This window comes from Aeromonas sp. BIGb0405, from assembly GCF_024807335.1.
Taxonomy (GTDB): Bacteria; Pseudomonadota; Gammaproteobacteria; order Enterobacterales; family Aeromonadaceae; genus Aeromonas; species Aeromonas rivuli.
The window spans coordinates 1-16,576 of sequence record NZ_JANUEP010000003.1 but is presented as its reverse complement, the minus strand read 5'-3'; the positions used below and the strand labels follow the sequence as shown (position 1 = coordinate 16,576).

General features: G+C 59.1%; 14 protein-coding genes. 10 read left to right on the top strand and 4 right to left on the bottom strand.

Translation table 11 applies throughout. From position 1 onward, the window contains the following. Nucleotides 1-92 precede the first annotated feature (92 nt). Nucleotides 93-1,529, top strand: a complete 1,437-nt coding sequence (gene dacB, locus M2366_RS08560) for a D-alanyl-D-alanine carboxypeptidase/D-alanyl-D-alanine-endopeptidase (protein ID WP_259269467.1) — start codon at nucleotides 93-95, stop codon at nucleotides 1,527-1,529. Between the two features lie 140 nt (nucleotides 1,530-1,669). Beyond that, entirely contained in the window at nucleotides 1,670-1,933 is a 264-nt protein-coding gene (locus M2366_RS08555) for a GrxA family glutaredoxin (RefSeq protein ID WP_042042225.1), read from the top strand. A 56-nt stretch (nucleotides 1,934-1,989) separates the two neighbouring features. Here the strand turns inward: M2366_RS08555 and M2366_RS08550 are convergent, their stop codons facing one another. Then, nucleotides 1,990-2,232: a DUF1653 domain-containing protein gene (locus tag M2366_RS08550; RefSeq protein WP_224430665.1), complete on the bottom strand. Its 243-nt coding sequence runs from the start codon at nucleotides 2,230-2,232 to the stop codon at nucleotides 1,990-1,992. Between the two features lie 369 nt (nucleotides 2,233-2,601). Here M2366_RS08550 and M2366_RS08545 point away from each other — a divergent pair, with 369 nt between their 5' ends. Further along, nucleotides 2,602-3,816: a pyridoxal phosphate-dependent aminotransferase gene (locus M2366_RS08545; protein ID WP_042042226.1), complete on the top strand. Its 1,215-nt coding sequence runs from the start codon at nucleotides 2,602-2,604 to the stop codon at nucleotides 3,814-3,816. Between the two features lie 160 nt (nucleotides 3,817-3,976). Here M2366_RS08545 and fabV read toward each other — a convergent pair whose 3' ends face one another. Then, entirely contained in the window at nucleotides 3,977-5,170 is a 1,194-nt protein-coding gene (gene fabV, locus M2366_RS08540; RefSeq protein ID WP_259269466.1) for an enoyl-ACP reductase FabV, read from the bottom strand. Nucleotides 5,171-5,900: 730 nt separating this feature from the next. Between fabV and M2366_RS08535 the strand changes: the two genes are divergently transcribed. After that, entirely contained in the window at nucleotides 5,901-6,224 is a 324-nt protein-coding gene (locus M2366_RS08535; RefSeq protein WP_259269465.1) for a hypothetical protein, read from the top strand. Nucleotides 6,225-6,370: 146 nt separating this feature from the next. Here M2366_RS08535 and M2366_RS19905 read toward each other — a convergent pair whose 3' ends face one another. After that, nucleotides 6,371-6,454, bottom strand: a complete 84-nt coding sequence (locus tag M2366_RS19905; RefSeq protein WP_396021398.1) for a hypothetical protein — start codon at nucleotides 6,452-6,454, stop codon at nucleotides 6,371-6,373. A 406-nt stretch (nucleotides 6,455-6,860) separates the two neighbouring features. Between M2366_RS19905 and M2366_RS08530 the strand changes: the two genes are divergently transcribed. After that, nucleotides 6,861-7,298 (top strand): DUF4124 domain-containing protein, encoded by a 438-nt coding sequence (locus M2366_RS08530; RefSeq protein WP_259269464.1) that lies wholly within the window; start codon nucleotides 6,861-6,863, stop codon nucleotides 7,296-7,298. 84 nt (nucleotides 7,299-7,382) lie between these two features. Here the strand turns inward: M2366_RS08530 and M2366_RS08525 are convergent, their stop codons facing one another. After that, entirely contained in the window at nucleotides 7,383-9,803 is a 2,421-nt protein-coding gene (locus M2366_RS08525; protein WP_259269463.1) for a glycoside hydrolase family 3 protein, read from the bottom strand. A gap of 299 nt (nucleotides 9,804-10,102) precedes the next feature. On the opposite strand from M2366_RS08525, the gene M2366_RS08520 reads away from it, so the two are divergent. The 5 genes from M2366_RS08520 to rsxC all read left to right on the top strand — a co-directional run. Beyond that, nucleotides 10,103-11,140, top strand: coding sequence for an AraC family transcriptional regulator (locus M2366_RS08520; RefSeq protein WP_259269462.1), 1,038 nt, complete (start codon nucleotides 10,103-10,105; stop codon nucleotides 11,138-11,140). A 343-nt stretch (nucleotides 11,141-11,483) separates the two neighbouring features. Continuing rightward, nucleotides 11,484-12,782: a PAS domain-containing methyl-accepting chemotaxis protein gene (locus tag M2366_RS19900; protein ID WP_396021339.1), complete on the top strand. Its 1,299-nt coding sequence runs from the start codon at nucleotides 11,484-11,486 to the stop codon at nucleotides 12,780-12,782. A gap of 327 nt (nucleotides 12,783-13,109) precedes the next feature. Next, nucleotides 13,110-13,691, top strand: a complete 582-nt coding sequence (gene rsxA / locus M2366_RS08505) for an electron transport complex subunit RsxA (RefSeq protein WP_042042230.1) — start codon at nucleotides 13,110-13,112, stop codon at nucleotides 13,689-13,691. Between the two features lie 4 nt (nucleotides 13,692-13,695). Next, nucleotides 13,696-14,259, top strand: coding sequence for an electron transport complex subunit RsxB (rsxB, locus tag M2366_RS08500; protein ID WP_042042231.1), 564 nt, complete (start codon nucleotides 13,696-13,698; stop codon nucleotides 14,257-14,259). 2 nt (nucleotides 14,260-14,261) lie between these two features. Beyond that, nucleotides 14,262-16,576: electron transport complex subunit RsxC (gene rsxC, locus M2366_RS08495; protein WP_259269461.1), on the top strand; the 2,315-nt coding region annotated here is incomplete at its 3' end.

Genomic DNA, 16,576 nt, shown 5'->3' with positions numbered 1-16,576 from the left:
GTCGGGACCCGGCTGATGGGTAAAAGAGACGATTTTTCTATTCTGAGGGGCGACAGCGCACTGCCGGCCCCTCGGCTAACACAGAGGTTTTTATGCAGCGGCTTTTGACAGGTTTTTGTGCTTTCGTTTCCCTGACGGCTCTGGCTGCCCCGCTGACCCCGCCCCAGGGCGGTCAATATGCCGTGATAGTGCAGGGCAACAATGGCGTCGAGTACGCTCGCCACGCCGATGACATGATAGCCCCCGCCTCCACCATGAAGGTACTCACCGCCCTGGCTGCCCGACTCGAGCTCGGCGCCGATTTTCGCTTCGCCACCGATATCCAGGTCAAGCCGGGTGCTAAGCAGGGCGATCTCATCAATGGCGATCTCTGGATCAACTTCGTGGGCGATCCCACCCTGTCGCGGATGGACCTGCTCGCCCTCTTCAAGCAGCTTGGCGTCACGCGCATCAAGGGCAATGTCCACGTCAATACCGGCGCCTACAACGGCTATGAACGCGGTAATGGCTGGTCCTGGGGGGATCAGACCCTCTGCTTCGCCGCCCCCGTCTCTGCGGTCATCATCGACAAGAACTGTGCCTATGGCACCGTCAGCGCCACCCAGATAGGCCGCCCCGCCAGCGGCCATGTGGCCACCGGGGTACCCATCAGCATCAGCGCCGACAACGTGGAGGTGATGAGCTATGGGGACATGGCACGCCAGTTCTGCGCCCTGGAAGTCGACATGGCCAAGGGCAATCATTACGAACTCAAGGGCTGTATCACCCCGAACAAGGAGCCTCAAGGGCTACGTTTTGCCATCCACGACGTGGAGGCCTGGGGCTGGGACAACATTCGCTGGGCCATGGACAGAGCCGGGGTCAAGCATGACGGTCTGCTGCGCGTGACCCACAAGGCGCCTGAGGGTGCCGAGACGCTGGCAACCCACTATTCCGCCCCGCTGCCGGTGATGCTGGCCAAGATGCTGAAGAAATCCGACAACACCTATGCCGATACCTTCCTCAAGACCGTGGGTCGCCACTACTACAACAAGCCGGGCAGTTATCGCAGCGGCACCATGGCGGTCCGCGCCATCCTGACCAAGCAGGGCATCGATCTGGGCAATGCCACCCTGGCCGATGGCTCGGGTCTCTCCGCCCATAACCTCATCAGTGCCCGCCAGATGCTGTCTGTGCTGAACTTTATCCAGCGCAATGATGCCCAGCTGGGCTTTATCAAGTTACTGCCCAGCTCCCAGGTTGACGGCACCCTGGCGTGGCGACGCAGCGTCACCGCCCCCATGATGAAAAACAAGGTGCACGCCAAGACGGGCACCATCACAGGCACCTCCAACCTGGCCGGTTTCATCGATACCGCCGGGGGACAGCGCAAGGCGTTCGTGGTGTTCCAGCGTGGCCTCTCCCAGGATCCCGCCACCCATGAGCGCTACCGTGCCAGCAAGGCGCCCTGGCCATGGACCGTCTTTGAGAAAGGCATACTCGAAGGTATCTACCAGCAGCAGCCGCTCCAGATCGTCGATCGCCCGTGACTGGGCGCGATGCCGGCAGGGCCTGTGCCATCGAACAAGGCGAATGCAGGCATCGACAATTTCCACTTTGACTGACCCAGGGGCACCGCTATGCTGTGCCCTGTCCCATATCAACGCCCTCGTATCATCGGAGAGAGAAGATGTTTGTAGAAATTTATGGTCGTCCCGGTTGCCCCTACTGCGTGCGCGCCAAGATGCTGGCCGAGCAGTTGCGTGAGGAACGCGATGATTTTGACTTCAAATACGTGGATATCCAGGTAGCAGGACTCACCAAGGATGACTTGGCCGCCAAGGCGGGTAAACCCGTCACCACAGTGCCGCAAATCTTCCTGGACGAGCAGCACATCGGTGGCTGCACCGATTTCGAAGCCTATGCCAGAGCCAATCTGGGCCTCGATCAGTAAACCCATAGAAATACCAAAAAGGCGCCCCGAGGCGCCTTTTTCATGTTCATGGCCGATCATTCCCCGGCTTGACTCGCCACCCTGGCGAATCGGCTCACGGCCTGTCCTTGATCCTCGGCGCTCCCCATGAACATGGCGAGGGGGCGAGCGTACACCACGCCATCCTGCTCGGATTGATAGATCACCAGCTGCTCCCGGGTCTCGCTGTGCCAAGCCAGGGTGAGCACCCGATAGTAGCCACCCTTGAAATGACGATAACGGCCTGGCTCGGGTAACTGGGGTTGCATGTCCGCTGCCATCTTATTCTCCTCAATGGTGCCATCGGTGAGCACTTCGCCGCACTGCCCTGAACACCGACCACTCTGCGGCCAACCAGGCCCCCAAACGATACTTTTTTACGCAAGCTAATCGTGCCACAAGCGGGTGGTAATTCAATACAGTAAGGGTTGATATACCACTACCACCCCATCTTTCACTGGAAATCCGCATCATCAGCAAACGAAAACACTAAAAATAACAACTTGGCAACCCTGTTTTAGCGGTCATAAACAGGGAATTATTCTAAAAAGAGGATTGTTCTGGCATTCAATTCTGTGAAGAATAGGGACAAAGAAATTTGATTCTAAGCATGCCTTTTCGCCAACGCGCTCCAGGGGATTTCAGTCACTATGCTCACCATCGACAAGTCGCACAAGCTCGACGATGTCTGTTACGACATTCGCGGCCCTGTGCATAAAGAGGCTCGCCGTCTCGAAGACGAAGGCCACCGCATCATCAAGCTCAACATCGGCAACCTGGCCCCCTTCGGTTTCGAGGCCCCGGAGGAACTCATCAAGGATGTGATCCTCAACATGCCCCAGAGCCAGGGCTACTGCGACTCCAAGGGACTCTTCTCCGCCCGCAAAGCGGTGATGCAGTACTACCAGCAAAAAGGGATGCGCAAGATCGATATCGATGACATCTACATCGGTAACGGTGCGAGCGAGCTCATCGTCATGGCCATGCAGGCGCTGCTCAACAACGGCGACGAGATGCTGGTGCCCTCCCCCGACTATCCGCTGTGGACCGCCGCCATCACTCTCTCCGGCGGCCATGCGGTGCACTACCGCTGTGATGAAGGGGCCGACTGGTACCCGGATCTCGATGACATCCGCGCCCGCATCACCCCGCGCACCCGCGGCCTGGTGCTGATCAACCCCAACAACCCGACCGGCGCCGTCTACGGCAGCGAATTCCAGTTGGAGTTGATCGAGATAGCCCGTCAACACAACCTCATCATCTTCGCCGACGAGATCTACGACAAGATCCTCTACGACGACATCTCCCATACCAGCGTCTGCACCCAGTGCGACGATGTGATGGTGGTGACCTTTAACGGCCTCTCCAAGGCCTACCGCGCCTGCGGTTTCCGCCAGGGCTGGATGGTCCTCACCGGCCCCAAGGGCCGTGCCAAGGGCTACATAGAGGGGCTGGAGATGCTGGCCTCCATGCGCCTGTGCTCCAACGTGCCCATGCAGCATGCCATCCAGGCGGCGCTCGGTGGCTACCAGAGCATCAATGAGCTGATCCTGCCGGGCGGGCGGCTGCGTCGCCAGCGAGACAAAGCCTGGGAACTGATCAACGACATCCCCGGGGTCTCCTGCGTCAAACCCAAGGGGGCGCTCTACCTGTTCCCGCGCCTCGACCCCAAGGTGTACGACATTCGCGACGATCAGAAGATGGTGTTCGACCTGCTGCAGCAAGAGAAGCTGCTGCTGGTGCAGGGGACCGGCTTCAACTGGCCTGCCCCGGATCACTTCCGCCTGGCCTTCCTGCCACGGGAAGAGGAACTGGAAGAGGCCATTGGTCGCCTCGCCCGTTTCTTGAAGGGTTACAAGCAGTAAGTCGCTGATTGACATGTAGAAAAGAGGCTCCCACGGGAGCCTCTTTACATGGATGCGATGGACCGGGTGAGGCCCGCCTATCGGCCCCATGAGCCGTTCATAGCAAAGGGCCCTGTCCGTAGCAGACAGGGCCCTTTTCATGGCGGGAACTCAGGCGAGATTACAGCTCGATAACGTCGAACTTCACGTCCGGATTCACATCCGCGTCGTAATCCACCTCGTCCAGACCGAAGCCGAACAGGCGCAGGAACTCCTGCTTGTAGCCGGTGTAGTCGGTAAGCGTGGACAGATTCTCGGTGGTGATGGAAGGCCACAGATCCCGGCAGGTCTGTTGCACGTCTTCACGCAGCTCCCAGTCATCCATGCGGATGCGGGCCTTGTCATCCAGGGCCAGATCGCCGGTGTAGAGACGGGTGCGCATCAATCTGTCCACCTGCTCCATGCAGCCTTCGTGGATGCCCTTCTCTTTCATGATCTTGAAGGCCATGGAGATATAGAGCGGCATCACCGGAATGGCGCTGGAGGCCTGGGTGACCACGGATTTGAGCACGGCCACGTGGGCGGTGCCGCCCTTGGCCGCCAGGGAGCCACGGATGGCGGTGGCGGCGCGGTCCAAATCTTCCTTGGCGCGCCCCAGAGTGCCATGCCAATAGATTGGCCAGGTGAGATCGGTGCCGATGTAGGAGTAGGCCACGGACTTGGCGCCATCGGCCAGCACGTCTGCATCACGCAGGGCCGCCATCCACAGCTCCCAATCCTGACCGCCCATGACGGTGATGGTGCTCTGGATCTCTTCCTCGTTCGCCGGCTCGACGGTGGCGGTGATGATCTGATCCTTGTTGGTATCGATGGCGGTGGTGGTATAGGTCTCGCCGATAGGCTTCAAGGCAGAGCGCACCACTTCACCGGTGTCCGGCATCTTGCGTACCGGCGAGGCCAGGGAGTAGACCACCAAGTCGATTTGACCCAGATCGGCCTTGATAAGCTCGATCACCTTGGCACGGCACTCATGGGAGAAGGCATCGCCGTTGATGCTCTTGGCGTAGAGACCGGCCTCTTTGGCAGCCTTGTCGAAGGCGGCGGAGTTGTACCAGCCGGCAGAACCCGTCTTGGTCTCGGAGCTTGGCTTTTCGAAGAAGACACCTATGGTCGCGGCGTCGGAGCCAAAGGCAGTGGCAATGCGCGAGGCCAGGCCGTAACCGGTGGAGGCGCCGATCACCAGCACCTTCTTGGGGCCATTGGCAATGGTGCCATTGGCTTTCGTGTAGGCAATCTGGCGACGAACGTTGGCTTCACAACCGACCGGGTGAGTGGTGGTACAGATAAAGCCGCGAACCTTGGGTTTTATAATCATGTTGGGTCTCGACACCGTTAAATGAATGAAATCGGGGCATAAGATACCTCATTGTGGCCCGTTATGGTGCTCTGATGTGTTGAACTGCCTGGAAAACCGGCAAAGTGCCGTCGCCCGCCGCGAAAAATGAAAAATCCGTTGGTGCAAGACAACACCCTCAACCCAATTGGGTGTATCAACCTCAGCGACCTGGAAACGACCCAGTGCGAAAGCCGTTTAGAGAGGGGTAAAAGGCCGGTGAATCAACAGCAGGCCCAGTGATAGCACCGGCTAGATGGCAAGCCTTCGGGCCTATCGCCACCCATCCCCTCATGCAACCACCACATCACTCCCTGATAGTCACCAGCCTTATTTTGGTCCTGGTGGTAGCCGTGGTAGCAGAATAGATATCAGGCAACATAAAGACTCCTCGATTGGTTACGTCATCCGCAGCGAACCAGAGGGCCTCCATGACAGGGTTTATGATGGGTTAGAAATACAGAAGTATAATAAGGTTGCTATTTCAGTAGGTGCCACGCCATTAATTACACGTTCTTCACACATATTAATTACAAATTTAAAGTTTAATTTTAATTTTAATTTTAATTTTCAAAAACATTAATATAACTTCGCGACATCTAGGCATCAATTAAAGGGTTGACACAGGACCCTCGTCTGGGTATTTTTTTGCTCCTGCATATTGTTATGCAGTATTTTAAATGACTGTGACTTGATGTTTTAAGGAGATGAGATGGCAATCATAGACTCAACAACTCAAGAGTTTCAAAGTTTCATTAAAAACGGCGGCTCACTGACATTTACGATTGATGCTCGCGATATCTCTGTTAGTGATTTCGAAGAGCTTGATAGCATCAAGCCAATTCTCTGCAGTGGCTTCGAAATCCCTCCGTCTCTGGTCATTCATGACCCGCTGGAGAAGGAGGTGACACATAAATATGGCGACGAGTGGACTAAGATAGTTGAGGAAATATATAGCCGAGGTGGGCACATTGTTTACCAAAAGCAACCTTCCGGCCAATTCCTCGCTACATGCACCATCCCTGCCAACGCCTGATATAAAGACTCTCTGGTTATTTAAAGTAAAACCCCGCCATGGCGGGGTTTTACTCGATATGAGCAGCACCACTCTTGCTATCCAAACAATCCAGGCTGATACCGGAGCCCGATCAATTGCCACTGCTCCGCCACTACCGCATGGGTTTAGGGCAGCCCATGTTGGCGACCCCATTTCGCTATATTGCGACTGTTGAACTCATCCCGGATAGCCCTATCTCGCAACGTCACCTTGGGGTGCGCCCCGCTGGGAATGTAATCAACGCGCCCCCATGCAATGCACCTCTATCAGCACCGGCTCACGGGCTGGGGCAAGCAATAGGTACAATATGGCGCAGGGCCGCGCGACCGGGCCGATAGCCCGAATGTAACGGTGGATGGACTAGCACTTCGATTGGATTTTGTACTGTTTTTTCCCACATAGCCCCGTCACTACCCTGGAGCACCTTGAAGTGATGGGCTGTATGAGAGCCACCGCACAGGCAAACCGGCTGGCAACGCCAGAACACCTTCATAAACTGTGGCAATCTGTCATGAAGCAGCTAGCCGCAGCGACTACTGTTTCAGATACCCGATGCAACCGGCAAGTCACCTGCCCAGGCTTGGTTGTGCAGGCACCGTATTCAAGGAGGAGTCCATGTCACGCATTCTGGTCATCTGCCTCACCAGCCTGATTCTCACAGCCCCGCTGGTTACCCAGGCCGCCGTCTATCAATGCACAGTCAACGGCCGCGTCAGCTTCAGCGACATCCCCTGCAGCGGTGACGCCAAACCCATGGACTTGCGCGTCTACACCCCACCGGTCGAGGCGGTGGCAGAGGCCAGCAAGCAGACCCAGGAGATAGAAAAAAATCTGGCCGACAGCCAGAAGCAGCGCCAGATTGCGACCCTGCGCGCCGAGATGGAGGCCAAACAGCAGAAGATGAAAGGTGAGATCGCCAGGTTCAACGGGGCCACGACATCCCAGACCGGCGAGCCACGCTCCGCCGCCGAGATACAGTCCCTGACCCGCCGCCATCAGAGCGACATGGAGGCCCTGAACAAGCAGATCACGACCCTTCAGCAGCAGAAATAGACAGGCTCAGGTGCCAACGTCGGCGCCTGAACCTGCAAACTGGAATGAAAAGGGGGAGCCAAGGCTCCCCCTTTGCTACTCCCCTCAATACTGGGTTTCGAAAGCGGCCTCGGTGACCCCGGCCGGCAGTGCCAGGGCGCCGGGCGTGGTCTTGCTGACCACCAGCCTGCTGGCCAGGGTGAAGGTCAGCGGCTCTATGGCCGACACCTCGCTGGACCGGGCCACATACAGCTTGTAGGTGCCGGGCTCAATGACCCACTCGCTGTTGAGGTTGTCGAAGCTGGCCAGCCAAGTGGCCGGGATCTCGAAGCTCAGCGTCTCGCTTGCCCCCGCCGCCAGCAGGCCGGTCTTGGCGAATGCCTTGAGCTCGATGGCCGGCTTGCCGAGGGTGCCCGCCGGCGCGGCCACATAGACCTGGGCGGCCTCCTTGCCCGGCAGGTCGCCACTGTTGTACACCGTCGTCGTCAGGCTCAGCTTGCCCCCTTGCTCGGTGAGGTTGTTGGCCGTGATCGCCGTGTTCTTGTAGTCGAAGCTGGTGTAGGAGAGTCCATAGCCAAAGGGATAGCTCACCCCCTTGCCGAAGGTCGCATAGTAGCGATAGCCGACATAGATGCCTTCGTTGTAGTAGTGGGTATCTATGGTGCCATCACCGTCGGTGTCGGTACCTGGGAAGCCCTTGGACGAGGGCACATCTGTGTAGCTGAGGGGGAAGGTCTGGGTCAGCTTGCCACTGGGGTTGACGACCCCCGACAGCAAGTCGGCCACCGCATTGCCCGCCTCCTGCCCCGGCATGTAGGCCAGCAGGATGCCGTCTACCTTATCCTGCCAGGCGCTGGTGTCCATGACGCCACTGATGTTGAGCACCACCACCACCTTCTTGCCCTGGCCGTGGAAGGCGGCCGCGACGTCGTCGATCAGGCTCTGCTCCACATCCGACAGCTGGTAGTCGCCCTTCAGGTTCTGGCGATCCACCCCTTGCATGGAGTTGCGGCCCAGGGTGATGACGGCGACGTCATTGCTGGCGGCGTAGGCGCCGATGTCGCTCAGGCTCAGCGCCGGCTCCGGGCAGCTCACCACGGTGGAGATGCCACCGAAGTCGCTCGATGTCTTGTTCGCCTCGAAGAAGCTGCGATAGAACTCCTTCAGCCCGGCATCGACGGCGAACTGCTGCGCCAGCCCGTCCACCATATTGACGGTATGGGCCGCGTTCACATCACCGCTGCCGGCCCCACCTTTCAGCGTGTTGATCTGGGTGATCCCGAAGGAGGCGACCTTGCTGCCCTTGGTCAATGGCAGACTGGCCTGGCTGTTTTTCAGCAGCACCATGCCGTCGCTGGCCGCCTGCCGGGAGAGGCGAGCATGGCCGTCGAGATCCGGCGCATTGCCGGCCACATAGCCCTGGTTCGATGGCATCTTCAGCACCTGGGTCAGGATCCGCACCGCCCCCTGCGCTATGGTATCGGCGCTCAGATCCCCGGCGGCATAGGCCTCCTGCAGGCCGGTCAGGGCATCCCCGTAACCGTATGGCAAGGCCGGTCCACCCGGTTCAATCAGGTCGTTGCCCGACTTGATCATCGCGGCATAGCTGCCGTCCCCCGACCACCAGTCGCTCATGACGAAGCCCTCGAAGCCCCATTCGCCCCGCAGCACAGCGGTGTTGAGATCGGCCCACTGCCCGGTGTAGGTGCCGTTGACCTTGTTCATGGCGGTCATCACCGCCCAGGGGTTGGCGTGCTCCTCCGCGTATTGGAAGCCCCGCAGATAGATCTCCCGGATGGCTCTTGGGGAGATGATGTTGTCCACGATGGAGCGCGAGGTCTCGGCATTGTTGGCGATGAAGTGCTTGATGGTGGTTCCCACCCCCTGGGCCTGCGCCCCCGCCACCTCGGCGGCCCCCATCACTCCCGACACCAGCGGATCCTCGGAGAAGTATTCGAAGTTGCGACCGTTGAGCGGGTCGCGCTGGATGTTCATGCCGGGAGCGAGCCAGACATCCAGCCCGTACTCCTTGATCTCGTTGCCGATGGCGGCCCCCACCTGCTTGACCAGGGCCGCATCCCAGGTCGAGGCCAACAGGGTCCCCACCGGGAAGGCGGTGCCATAAAAAGTGCCCGCTTCCCCGTCCCGGGTCGGCGTGATGCGCACCCCGGCAGGCCCATCCGCCAGCTTGCTGGCCGCGATGTCCAGACCCGACTCGGCGTTGTAAACCCCGTTGATGTAGCCCACGCTGCCGGGCACATCGCTCTTGAGGTTATTCAAGGCATCCTTGTTGGCCACGAAGGCGCCATTGGCAAACACATAGCCAGGCCCCACCAGCATTCCCAGCCGCTCCTCGGGGGTCATCTTCTGCACCATCCCCTCGGCGAGATTGCGGTAATAGGCGTTATCCTTGTTGACCTCTGTCTTGGCGCTGGAGCTGTTGTCATTACATCCTTGCGCCACCAGGGCCACTGCGATGGCAATGGCAACCCCACTCCATCTGTTGAGGTTATTATTATGTTTCATATGATTCCCTTTCATTCCATGTTCAGGTGAACAAACAAGCCAGAATAGCCTGCGCAGCGTAGCGCGAAGACAAGGGCGCCCGCTTTGCATCCGGGAGCGGGAATTGTGCATGGCGGTGGTGATATTCAATATCACCACCGCCATCACAGCGTTACATTTGGTTACAACAACAGACGTTAAGTTTCACTGCATTTGATCTGACGCGCAGTTATCTCACCGGGAAGATGCCTTAATCGCGCAGCGCAGCAGGATGCTGCCTGGCCAGCACAATAATACTTATCAGGCATGAAGGGACTTATATGGGGAAGAGCGTTTCCAATATTATCGCCAGATCGACGCTGCATTTCCTGCGCGAAAATGGCGTTAATACCGATGCCATCCGCGCGCAGTGTCAACTCAGCCAATATGAGCTGGATAAGAGTGATGGCCGCATCTCGGACAAACAGCATCTGCGCTTTATTAAAGAGACGGAGCCATATGATTTTCTGTGGCAAGAGCGCATGCGCCAAACCGATGCAGATGACCAGATCATCAGCGGGGCCTACGCACTATTTCCGGAGCTGGTGGGTTATTGCCTCAATCAGAAAAATGCCGAGGAGGCGGTGCTCGGCTATATCCGCAACCGGGTCATCATCGGCAACTGCGACAACTTCGTCCTGCGCAAGGAGAGGGAGCATCTCGCCATCGGCTATGTCGAGGAGTCAGGCATGCCGCAGCGCAACTACTCCGCCATCGGCAATTTCATGCTGCTGAGGGCCCTCGTCCGTCTCTATGCCCCTACCACCAAGAGCGCCGTTTCCCTGCGCGGGAGCGATGAGCGCGGGCGCAAGCGGCTCGATGATGCCTTCGGCTGCCACTGCCAGTTTGGGCAGGAGGCCAACATCATCTACTTCAAGGGGGCCGATCTGGCCAGCCCGGCCGAGACCTATCTGCCCCTGCTCAACAAGAATCAGCACCAGCTGATCACCCGCAAGGTGGCGGCGCTGGAACATGAACAGGGTTTTTCATCCCTGATCTATTCCCTGCTCGATGAGGTCATCGAGAATGACCATATCCAGGATGAGACCAGTTTCATGGATCATATTTGTGCCGTCATGGGCATGAGTCGCTGGACCATCAATATTCGCCTCGGTCAGGAGGAAACCAATCTCAGCCTGCTATTAAAAAAGGTGCGAATAAATAAGTCCTGTCGCTGGCTGGCCGAAACCAACCTGAGTGTTCAGGATATCAGCGAACGACTGCGTTTCTCTTCCCTCTCGGTATTCTCGCGGTTTTTCTCGACCCATATGGGTTCTTCTCCCCTGCACTATCGGCGCCGGCTCGGTCAGCGGATCTGATGGGCCTCATATAAATAGATCTCATGTAAATGGGTGTGACGCCGATAATCTCGCCCCAAGCCTGCAATCACATCCCGAATGGCACCATAATAATGGGGTGCCAATTGATGCGTATTTATGACTGCATCCTGCATGACTGGGAGATCACCCTGTGATTATCCGGCCACGCAGGGACTAGCCTATTTTCAAGTCTCCTCATCCAATAAATTAATCGGCACTGAAAATTAAAAATACAAAAAGTTCACCGTGATTCGAGTAGGGTTCATGGGATAGCGATGCTATTGTTAATTTACTCAGATTACGGTCAGTCTGTCATTCAAGGGTCTCATGGAGGAGCTCTGTTATGTTCTGGAAACGCACAGCCAGCAAGGAAGCGAGTGAACAGGCGGCAAGAGTGGTGGAGCTGGGGGCCTTCGAACAGGCCATCCAATCTCAGGTTCCCTACATCCAGTTCACCCCGGAGGGGATAGTCACCTTCGTCAACGATCTCTTTTTAAAGATTGTGGGTTTCAATCGTGATGAGGTGATGGGTCAGCATCACAGCGCACTCTGTTTCCCGGATGACGTCAAGAGCCGCGACTATGAGTCCCTGTGGCGAGATCTTCGCGGCGGCGCCTTTCGCAATGGTCGCTTTATCCGCCAATCCAAGTCAGGCAAGGCCATCTGGCTCGAAGCCACCTATTTCCCCATCATGGTCGATGGCAAGGTGAGCAAGGTGGCCAAGGTGGCTTCGGATGTCACTGCGCAGCAATCATCACTGGAGCGTACCCAGGCGCTGCTGGCCGCACTGGACAAATCCCTGGCCGTCATTGACTTTGAGCCAGATGGCACCGTCATCACCGCCAATCAGAATTTCCTCGATTGCTTCGGATACCGGCTGGACGAGGTGACAGGCAAGGCACACCGCCAGTTTTGTGATGACGATTTTTACAAGAAAAACCCCCACTTCTGGCGCGATCTGGGCTCAGGGGACATCAAGACCGGGCTCTTTATGCGCTTTGGCAAACAGGGTCAGAAGATCTGGCTCGAGGCCACTTACAACCCCATCTTCAACCATGAGGGCAAGGTGGTCAAAATCATCAAGCTGGCCAGTGACATCACCGAGCGGGTAGAGAAATCCCTCTCCATCAAGGAGGCCGCCCACACCGCCTGCGCCATTGCAGGCGAAACGGTGGCCAGCGCCGCCAGGGGCCGGCAGGTGATCGACAAGGTGCTCACCACATCGAATCATATCAACACCTCCGTCGGTGATGTGGCCAACCAGATTGAACTGCTCAACCAGCAGTCGAGAAGCATCGAAGCCATCATCTCCACCATCAGCAGCATCGCGGATCAGACCAATCTATTGGCGCTGAATGCAGCCATAGAGGCCGCGCGCGCCGGGGAGCAGGGACGAGGCTTTGCCGTGGTCGCCGACGAAGTGCGGCAACTGGCCGCCAGAACCAGCACCTCCACCAGCGAGATAGGGGCGGTGATCAAGCAGAACTCCAGCATTACCGCGCGGATCACCCAGACGGTTGGCGTGGTCTCCACCAATGCCATTGCGGGTCAAGAACAGGCAGGCATCATTTCGGAGGTCATCGAAGAGATCATCAAGGATGCCAATTCGGTCTCGGATACCGTCAAAAATCTCTCTTTGTAAGGGAGTTTCGTAACCGAGATGGCGCGTTTCGCGGCGCCTTGAGTGGAGTGAGGCCATCGGGCAGGGTGCATTCCCTGCCTGATGGCGCCACGGAACCGGCAGTGCGCAGTATCACCATGGCGTCAGCATCAACCCCAGCGCCGTGCCTCTATAAACGGTTGCCCTGCCCAGCCCCTTCTGCTTTCCCATCTCGGCGCCATGGTCATCCAGTGACTTTTTCAGGAACGTCTGGAGGAATTCAATAATAACCATGCGGGCTTGCGGTTGTTTCTGACCCCCTAACATCAGATAATACCGCCCGCCTTCACAGCGGATAATCCAAATCTGATGACTGAGTACCTGCTTTTACTGATTGGCACCGTGCTGGTGAACAACTTCGTGCTGGTGAAATTTCTCGGCCTCTGCCCCTTCATGGGCGTCTCCGGCAAGCTGGAGACCGCCATCGGCATGGGACTGGCGACCACCTTCGTACTGACCCTGGCCAGCGCCTGCTCCTACCTGGTGGAACATTACATTCTGCTGCCGCTTTCGGTCGGCTATCTGCGCACCCTGGCCTTTATCCTGGTGATCGCTGTGGTGGTGCAATTTACCGAGATGGTGGTGCGCAAGAGCAGCCCGACCCTCTATCGCCTGCTCGGCATCTTTTTGCCCCTCATCACCACCAACTGTGCCGTGCTTGGGGTTGCCCTGCTCAACATCAATGAGCGCCACAACTTCATCCAGAGCATCATCTATGGCTTTGGTGCCGCCGCCGGTTTCGCCCTGGTGCTGGTGCTGTTTGCCGCCATGCGTGAGCGCCTGGTGGCCGCCGATGTTCCGGCACCGTTTCGCGGCGTCTCCATTGCCATGATCACCGCGGGCCTGATGTCCCTTGCCTTCATGGGCTTTACCGGCCTCATCAAGATATAGCCCTATGACTCACTTATTGTTTGCCATCCTGGTTCTGGCGCTGTTGGCCCTGGCCTTCGGTCTCATCCTGGGATTTGCCGCCGTCAAGTTCAAGGTTGAAGCCGATCCCATCGTCGATCAGCTCGATGCCTTGCTGCCTCAGACCCAGTGTGGTCAATGCGGTTACCCGGGCTGCAAACCCTACGCAGAGGCCCTCGCCAATGGCGATGCCGTCAACAAGTGCGTACCAGGTGGCGATGCCACCATGCGCAAGATCGCCGATCTCATGGGGGTAGAACCCCTGGCCATGGGGGGCGATCACGCCGCCGTGCCCATCAAGAAGGTCGCCTTCATTCATGAGGATCAGTGCATCGGTTGCACCAAGTGCATCCAGGCCTGTCCGGTCGACGCCATTGTCGGTGCAACCAAGGCGATGCACACCGTCATCACCGCCGAGTGCACGGGTTGCGACCTCTGCGTCGACCCCTGCCCCACCGATTGCATCGAGATGATCCCCGTGCCCACCACGGTCGATAACTGGAAGTGGGATCTCAATAGCGTCGTTATCCCGGTCAAGATGGTGGAGTAGTCATGCAGTCTGTTATCGAACGCATCAAGGCCGGGGCCCTGTGGGATTTTCATGGCGGCATCCATCCCCCAGAGAACAAGCATCAGTCGAGCCAGCACCCTGTCGTGCAGGCCGGGCTGCCCCCCGAGCTTATCATTCCGGTGCGCCAGCACGCGGGCCAGGCTGGCGCCTTGCTGGTCAAGGTCGGTGATAAGGTCAAGAAGGGCCAACCTCTCACGGCCTTCGAACGTGGCCGCTTCGTGCCGGTGCACGCCAGCAGCTCCGGGGTGATCAGCGCCATCGGCCAGCACACCGTTGCGCACCCATCCGGTCTCTCCGATCTCTGCATCACCCTTGTTCCCGATGGAGAAGATGCCTGGTGTGAACGTCAGCCTCAGCCTGACTACTGGAATCTGGACAGGGTCAGCTTGCTCGAGCGCATTCAAGGTGCGGGCATAGCGGGCCTGGGCGGCGCCGTCTTCCCGACCCACAGCAAGCTCGATGGCCATGGTCAGCTCACCGAGATCCTGATCATCAACGGCCTGGAGTGCGAGCCCTATATCACCACGGATGATCGGCTGATGCGTGAATACGCGGACGAGATCCTCGACGGCATCCGAGTGCTCAAGCATCTGCTCAAACCCAAGCTCACCCTGGTCGGCGTGGAAGACAACAAGCCGGACGCCGCCACGTCACTGCGCCAGCAGATAGCCGACTCCGAATCTGACATCCTGGTGCGAGAGGTGCCGACCAAGTACCCCTCCGGGGGCGCCAAGCAGACCATAGAGCTGCTGACCGGTCGCCAGGTACCCAAGGGGGGCCGGGCGGTCGATATTGGCATCATGGTGCTCAACGTCGCCACCGTGTTCGCCATCAAGCGCGCCGTCATGGATGGCGAGCCGCTCATCGAGCGCATCGTCACCCTCACTGGCGAGGCCTTCAAGCAGCCGGGCAATGCCTGGGTGCGCCTTGGCACCCCGGTACGCTGGCTCCTCAAGCGTTTCGAGCTGCAGCCGGAGCCGGGCCAGCGGGTGATCATGGGGGGCCCCATGATGGGCTTCACCCTGCCCCATGCCATGGTGCCCGTGGTCAAGGCCACCAACTGCCTGCTCGCGCCAACCCAGGTCGAGCTGCCCCCCCCCGAACCCGAGCAGTCCTGCATCCGCTGCAGCGCCTGCGCCGATGTCTGCCCCGCCACCCTGCTGCCCCAGGAGCTCTACTGGTACAGCCGTGCCAAGGAGTATGAGAAGGCCGAGAAGCTCAACCTGTTCGACTGCATCGAGTGCGGCGCCTGTGCCTGGGTCTGCCCGAGCCAGATCCCCCTGGTGCAGTACTACAAGATTGCCAAGGATGACATTCGCGAGGCTCGCGAAGAGGCCGAGAAGGCCGAACGTGCCCGCTTGCGCTTCGAAGCCAAGCAGGCTCGCTTCGAGCGGGACAAGGCCGCTCGCGAGGCCCGTCACGCAGAGGCTGCGGCGCAGCGCCGTCAGGCCATGGCCGCTGCCAGTGGCGAAGACCCGGTCGCCGCCGCCCTGGCGCGGATCAAGGCCAAACAGGATGCCCCCATCAACGAGGGCGCCCTGGATAACACGGCCATGGCCGCAGCCCGGGAAGCGCGCAAGCAAGAGGCACTGGCGCGCCGTGCCGCCAAGGCGGCGGAGCCGCAGGCTTCCCCCTCCGCCGTCCGTGACAATGAACCCGCGACCGAGGCACCCGATCCCAAAAAAGCCGCCATTGCCCGCGCCAAGGCCAAGAAGGCGGCAGAGGCCGCGCAGCCTGACGCAGCCGTCGATGCCGTTTCACCGCAGGTGAGTGACGACCCCCCCGCGACCGAGGCTCCCGATCCCAAGAAAGCCGCCATTGCCGCCGCCATCGCCCGCGCCAAGGCCAAGAAGGCGGCAGAGGCCGCTCAGCCTGGCGCAGCCGTCGATACCGCATCCTCGCAGGTGAGTGACGACCCCCCCGCGACCGAGGCACCCGATCCCAAAAAAGCCGCCATTGCCGCCGCCATCGCCCGCGCCAAGGCCAAGAAGGCGGCAGAGGCAGCGCAGCCTGACGGCGCCAGCGATGCCGTTTCACCACAGGTGAGTGACGACGCACCCGCGACCGAGGCACCCGATCCCAAAAAAGCGGCCATTGCTGCCGCCATCGCCCGCGCCAAGGCCAAGAAGGCAGCAGAGGCCGCGCAGCCTGACGGTGCCAGCGATGCCGTTTCACCGCAGGTGAGTGACGACGCCCCCGCAACCGAGGCACCCGATCCCAAAAAAGCCGCCATTGCCGCCGCCATCGCCCGCGCCAAGGCCAAGAAGGCGGCAGAGGCAGCGCAGCCTGACGGCGC

What these genes read in the sequence shown, in the direction of transcription:
- dacB (WP_259269467.1), top strand. Translation starts at nt 93, where the DNA reads ATGCAGCGGCTTTTGACAGGTTTTTGTGCTTTCGTTTCCCTGACGGCT.
- M2366_RS08555 (WP_042042225.1), top strand. Translation starts at nt 1,670, where the DNA reads ATGTTTGTAGAAATTTATGGTCGTCCCGGTTGCCCCTACTGCGTGCGC.
- M2366_RS08550 (WP_224430665.1), bottom strand. Translation starts at nt 2,232, where the DNA reads ATGGCAGCGGACATGCAACCCCAGTTACCCGAGCCAGGCCGTTATCGT.
- M2366_RS08545 (WP_042042226.1), top strand. Translation starts at nt 2,602, where the DNA reads ATGCTCACCATCGACAAGTCGCACAAGCTCGACGATGTCTGTTACGAC.
- fabV (WP_259269466.1), bottom strand. Translation starts at nt 5,170, where the DNA reads ATGATTATAAAACCCAAGGTTCGCGGCTTTATCTGTACCACCACTCAC.
- M2366_RS08535 (WP_259269465.1), top strand. Translation starts at nt 5,901, where the DNA reads ATGGCAATCATAGACTCAACAACTCAAGAGTTTCAAAGTTTCATTAAA.
- M2366_RS08530 (WP_259269464.1), top strand. Translation starts at nt 6,861, where the DNA reads ATGTCACGCATTCTGGTCATCTGCCTCACCAGCCTGATTCTCACAGCC.
- M2366_RS08525 (WP_259269463.1), bottom strand. Translation starts at nt 9,803, where the DNA reads ATGAAACATAATAATAACCTCAACAGATGGAGTGGGGTTGCCATTGCC.
- M2366_RS08520 (WP_259269462.1), top strand. Translation starts at nt 10,103, where the DNA reads ATGGGGAAGAGCGTTTCCAATATTATCGCCAGATCGACGCTGCATTTC.
- M2366_RS19900 (WP_396021339.1), top strand. Translation starts at nt 11,484, where the DNA reads ATGTTCTGGAAACGCACAGCCAGCAAGGAAGCGAGTGAACAGGCGGCA.
- rsxA (WP_042042230.1), top strand. Translation starts at nt 13,110, where the DNA reads ATGACTGAGTACCTGCTTTTACTGATTGGCACCGTGCTGGTGAACAAC.
- rsxB (WP_042042231.1), top strand. Translation starts at nt 13,696, where the DNA reads ATGACTCACTTATTGTTTGCCATCCTGGTTCTGGCGCTGTTGGCCCTG.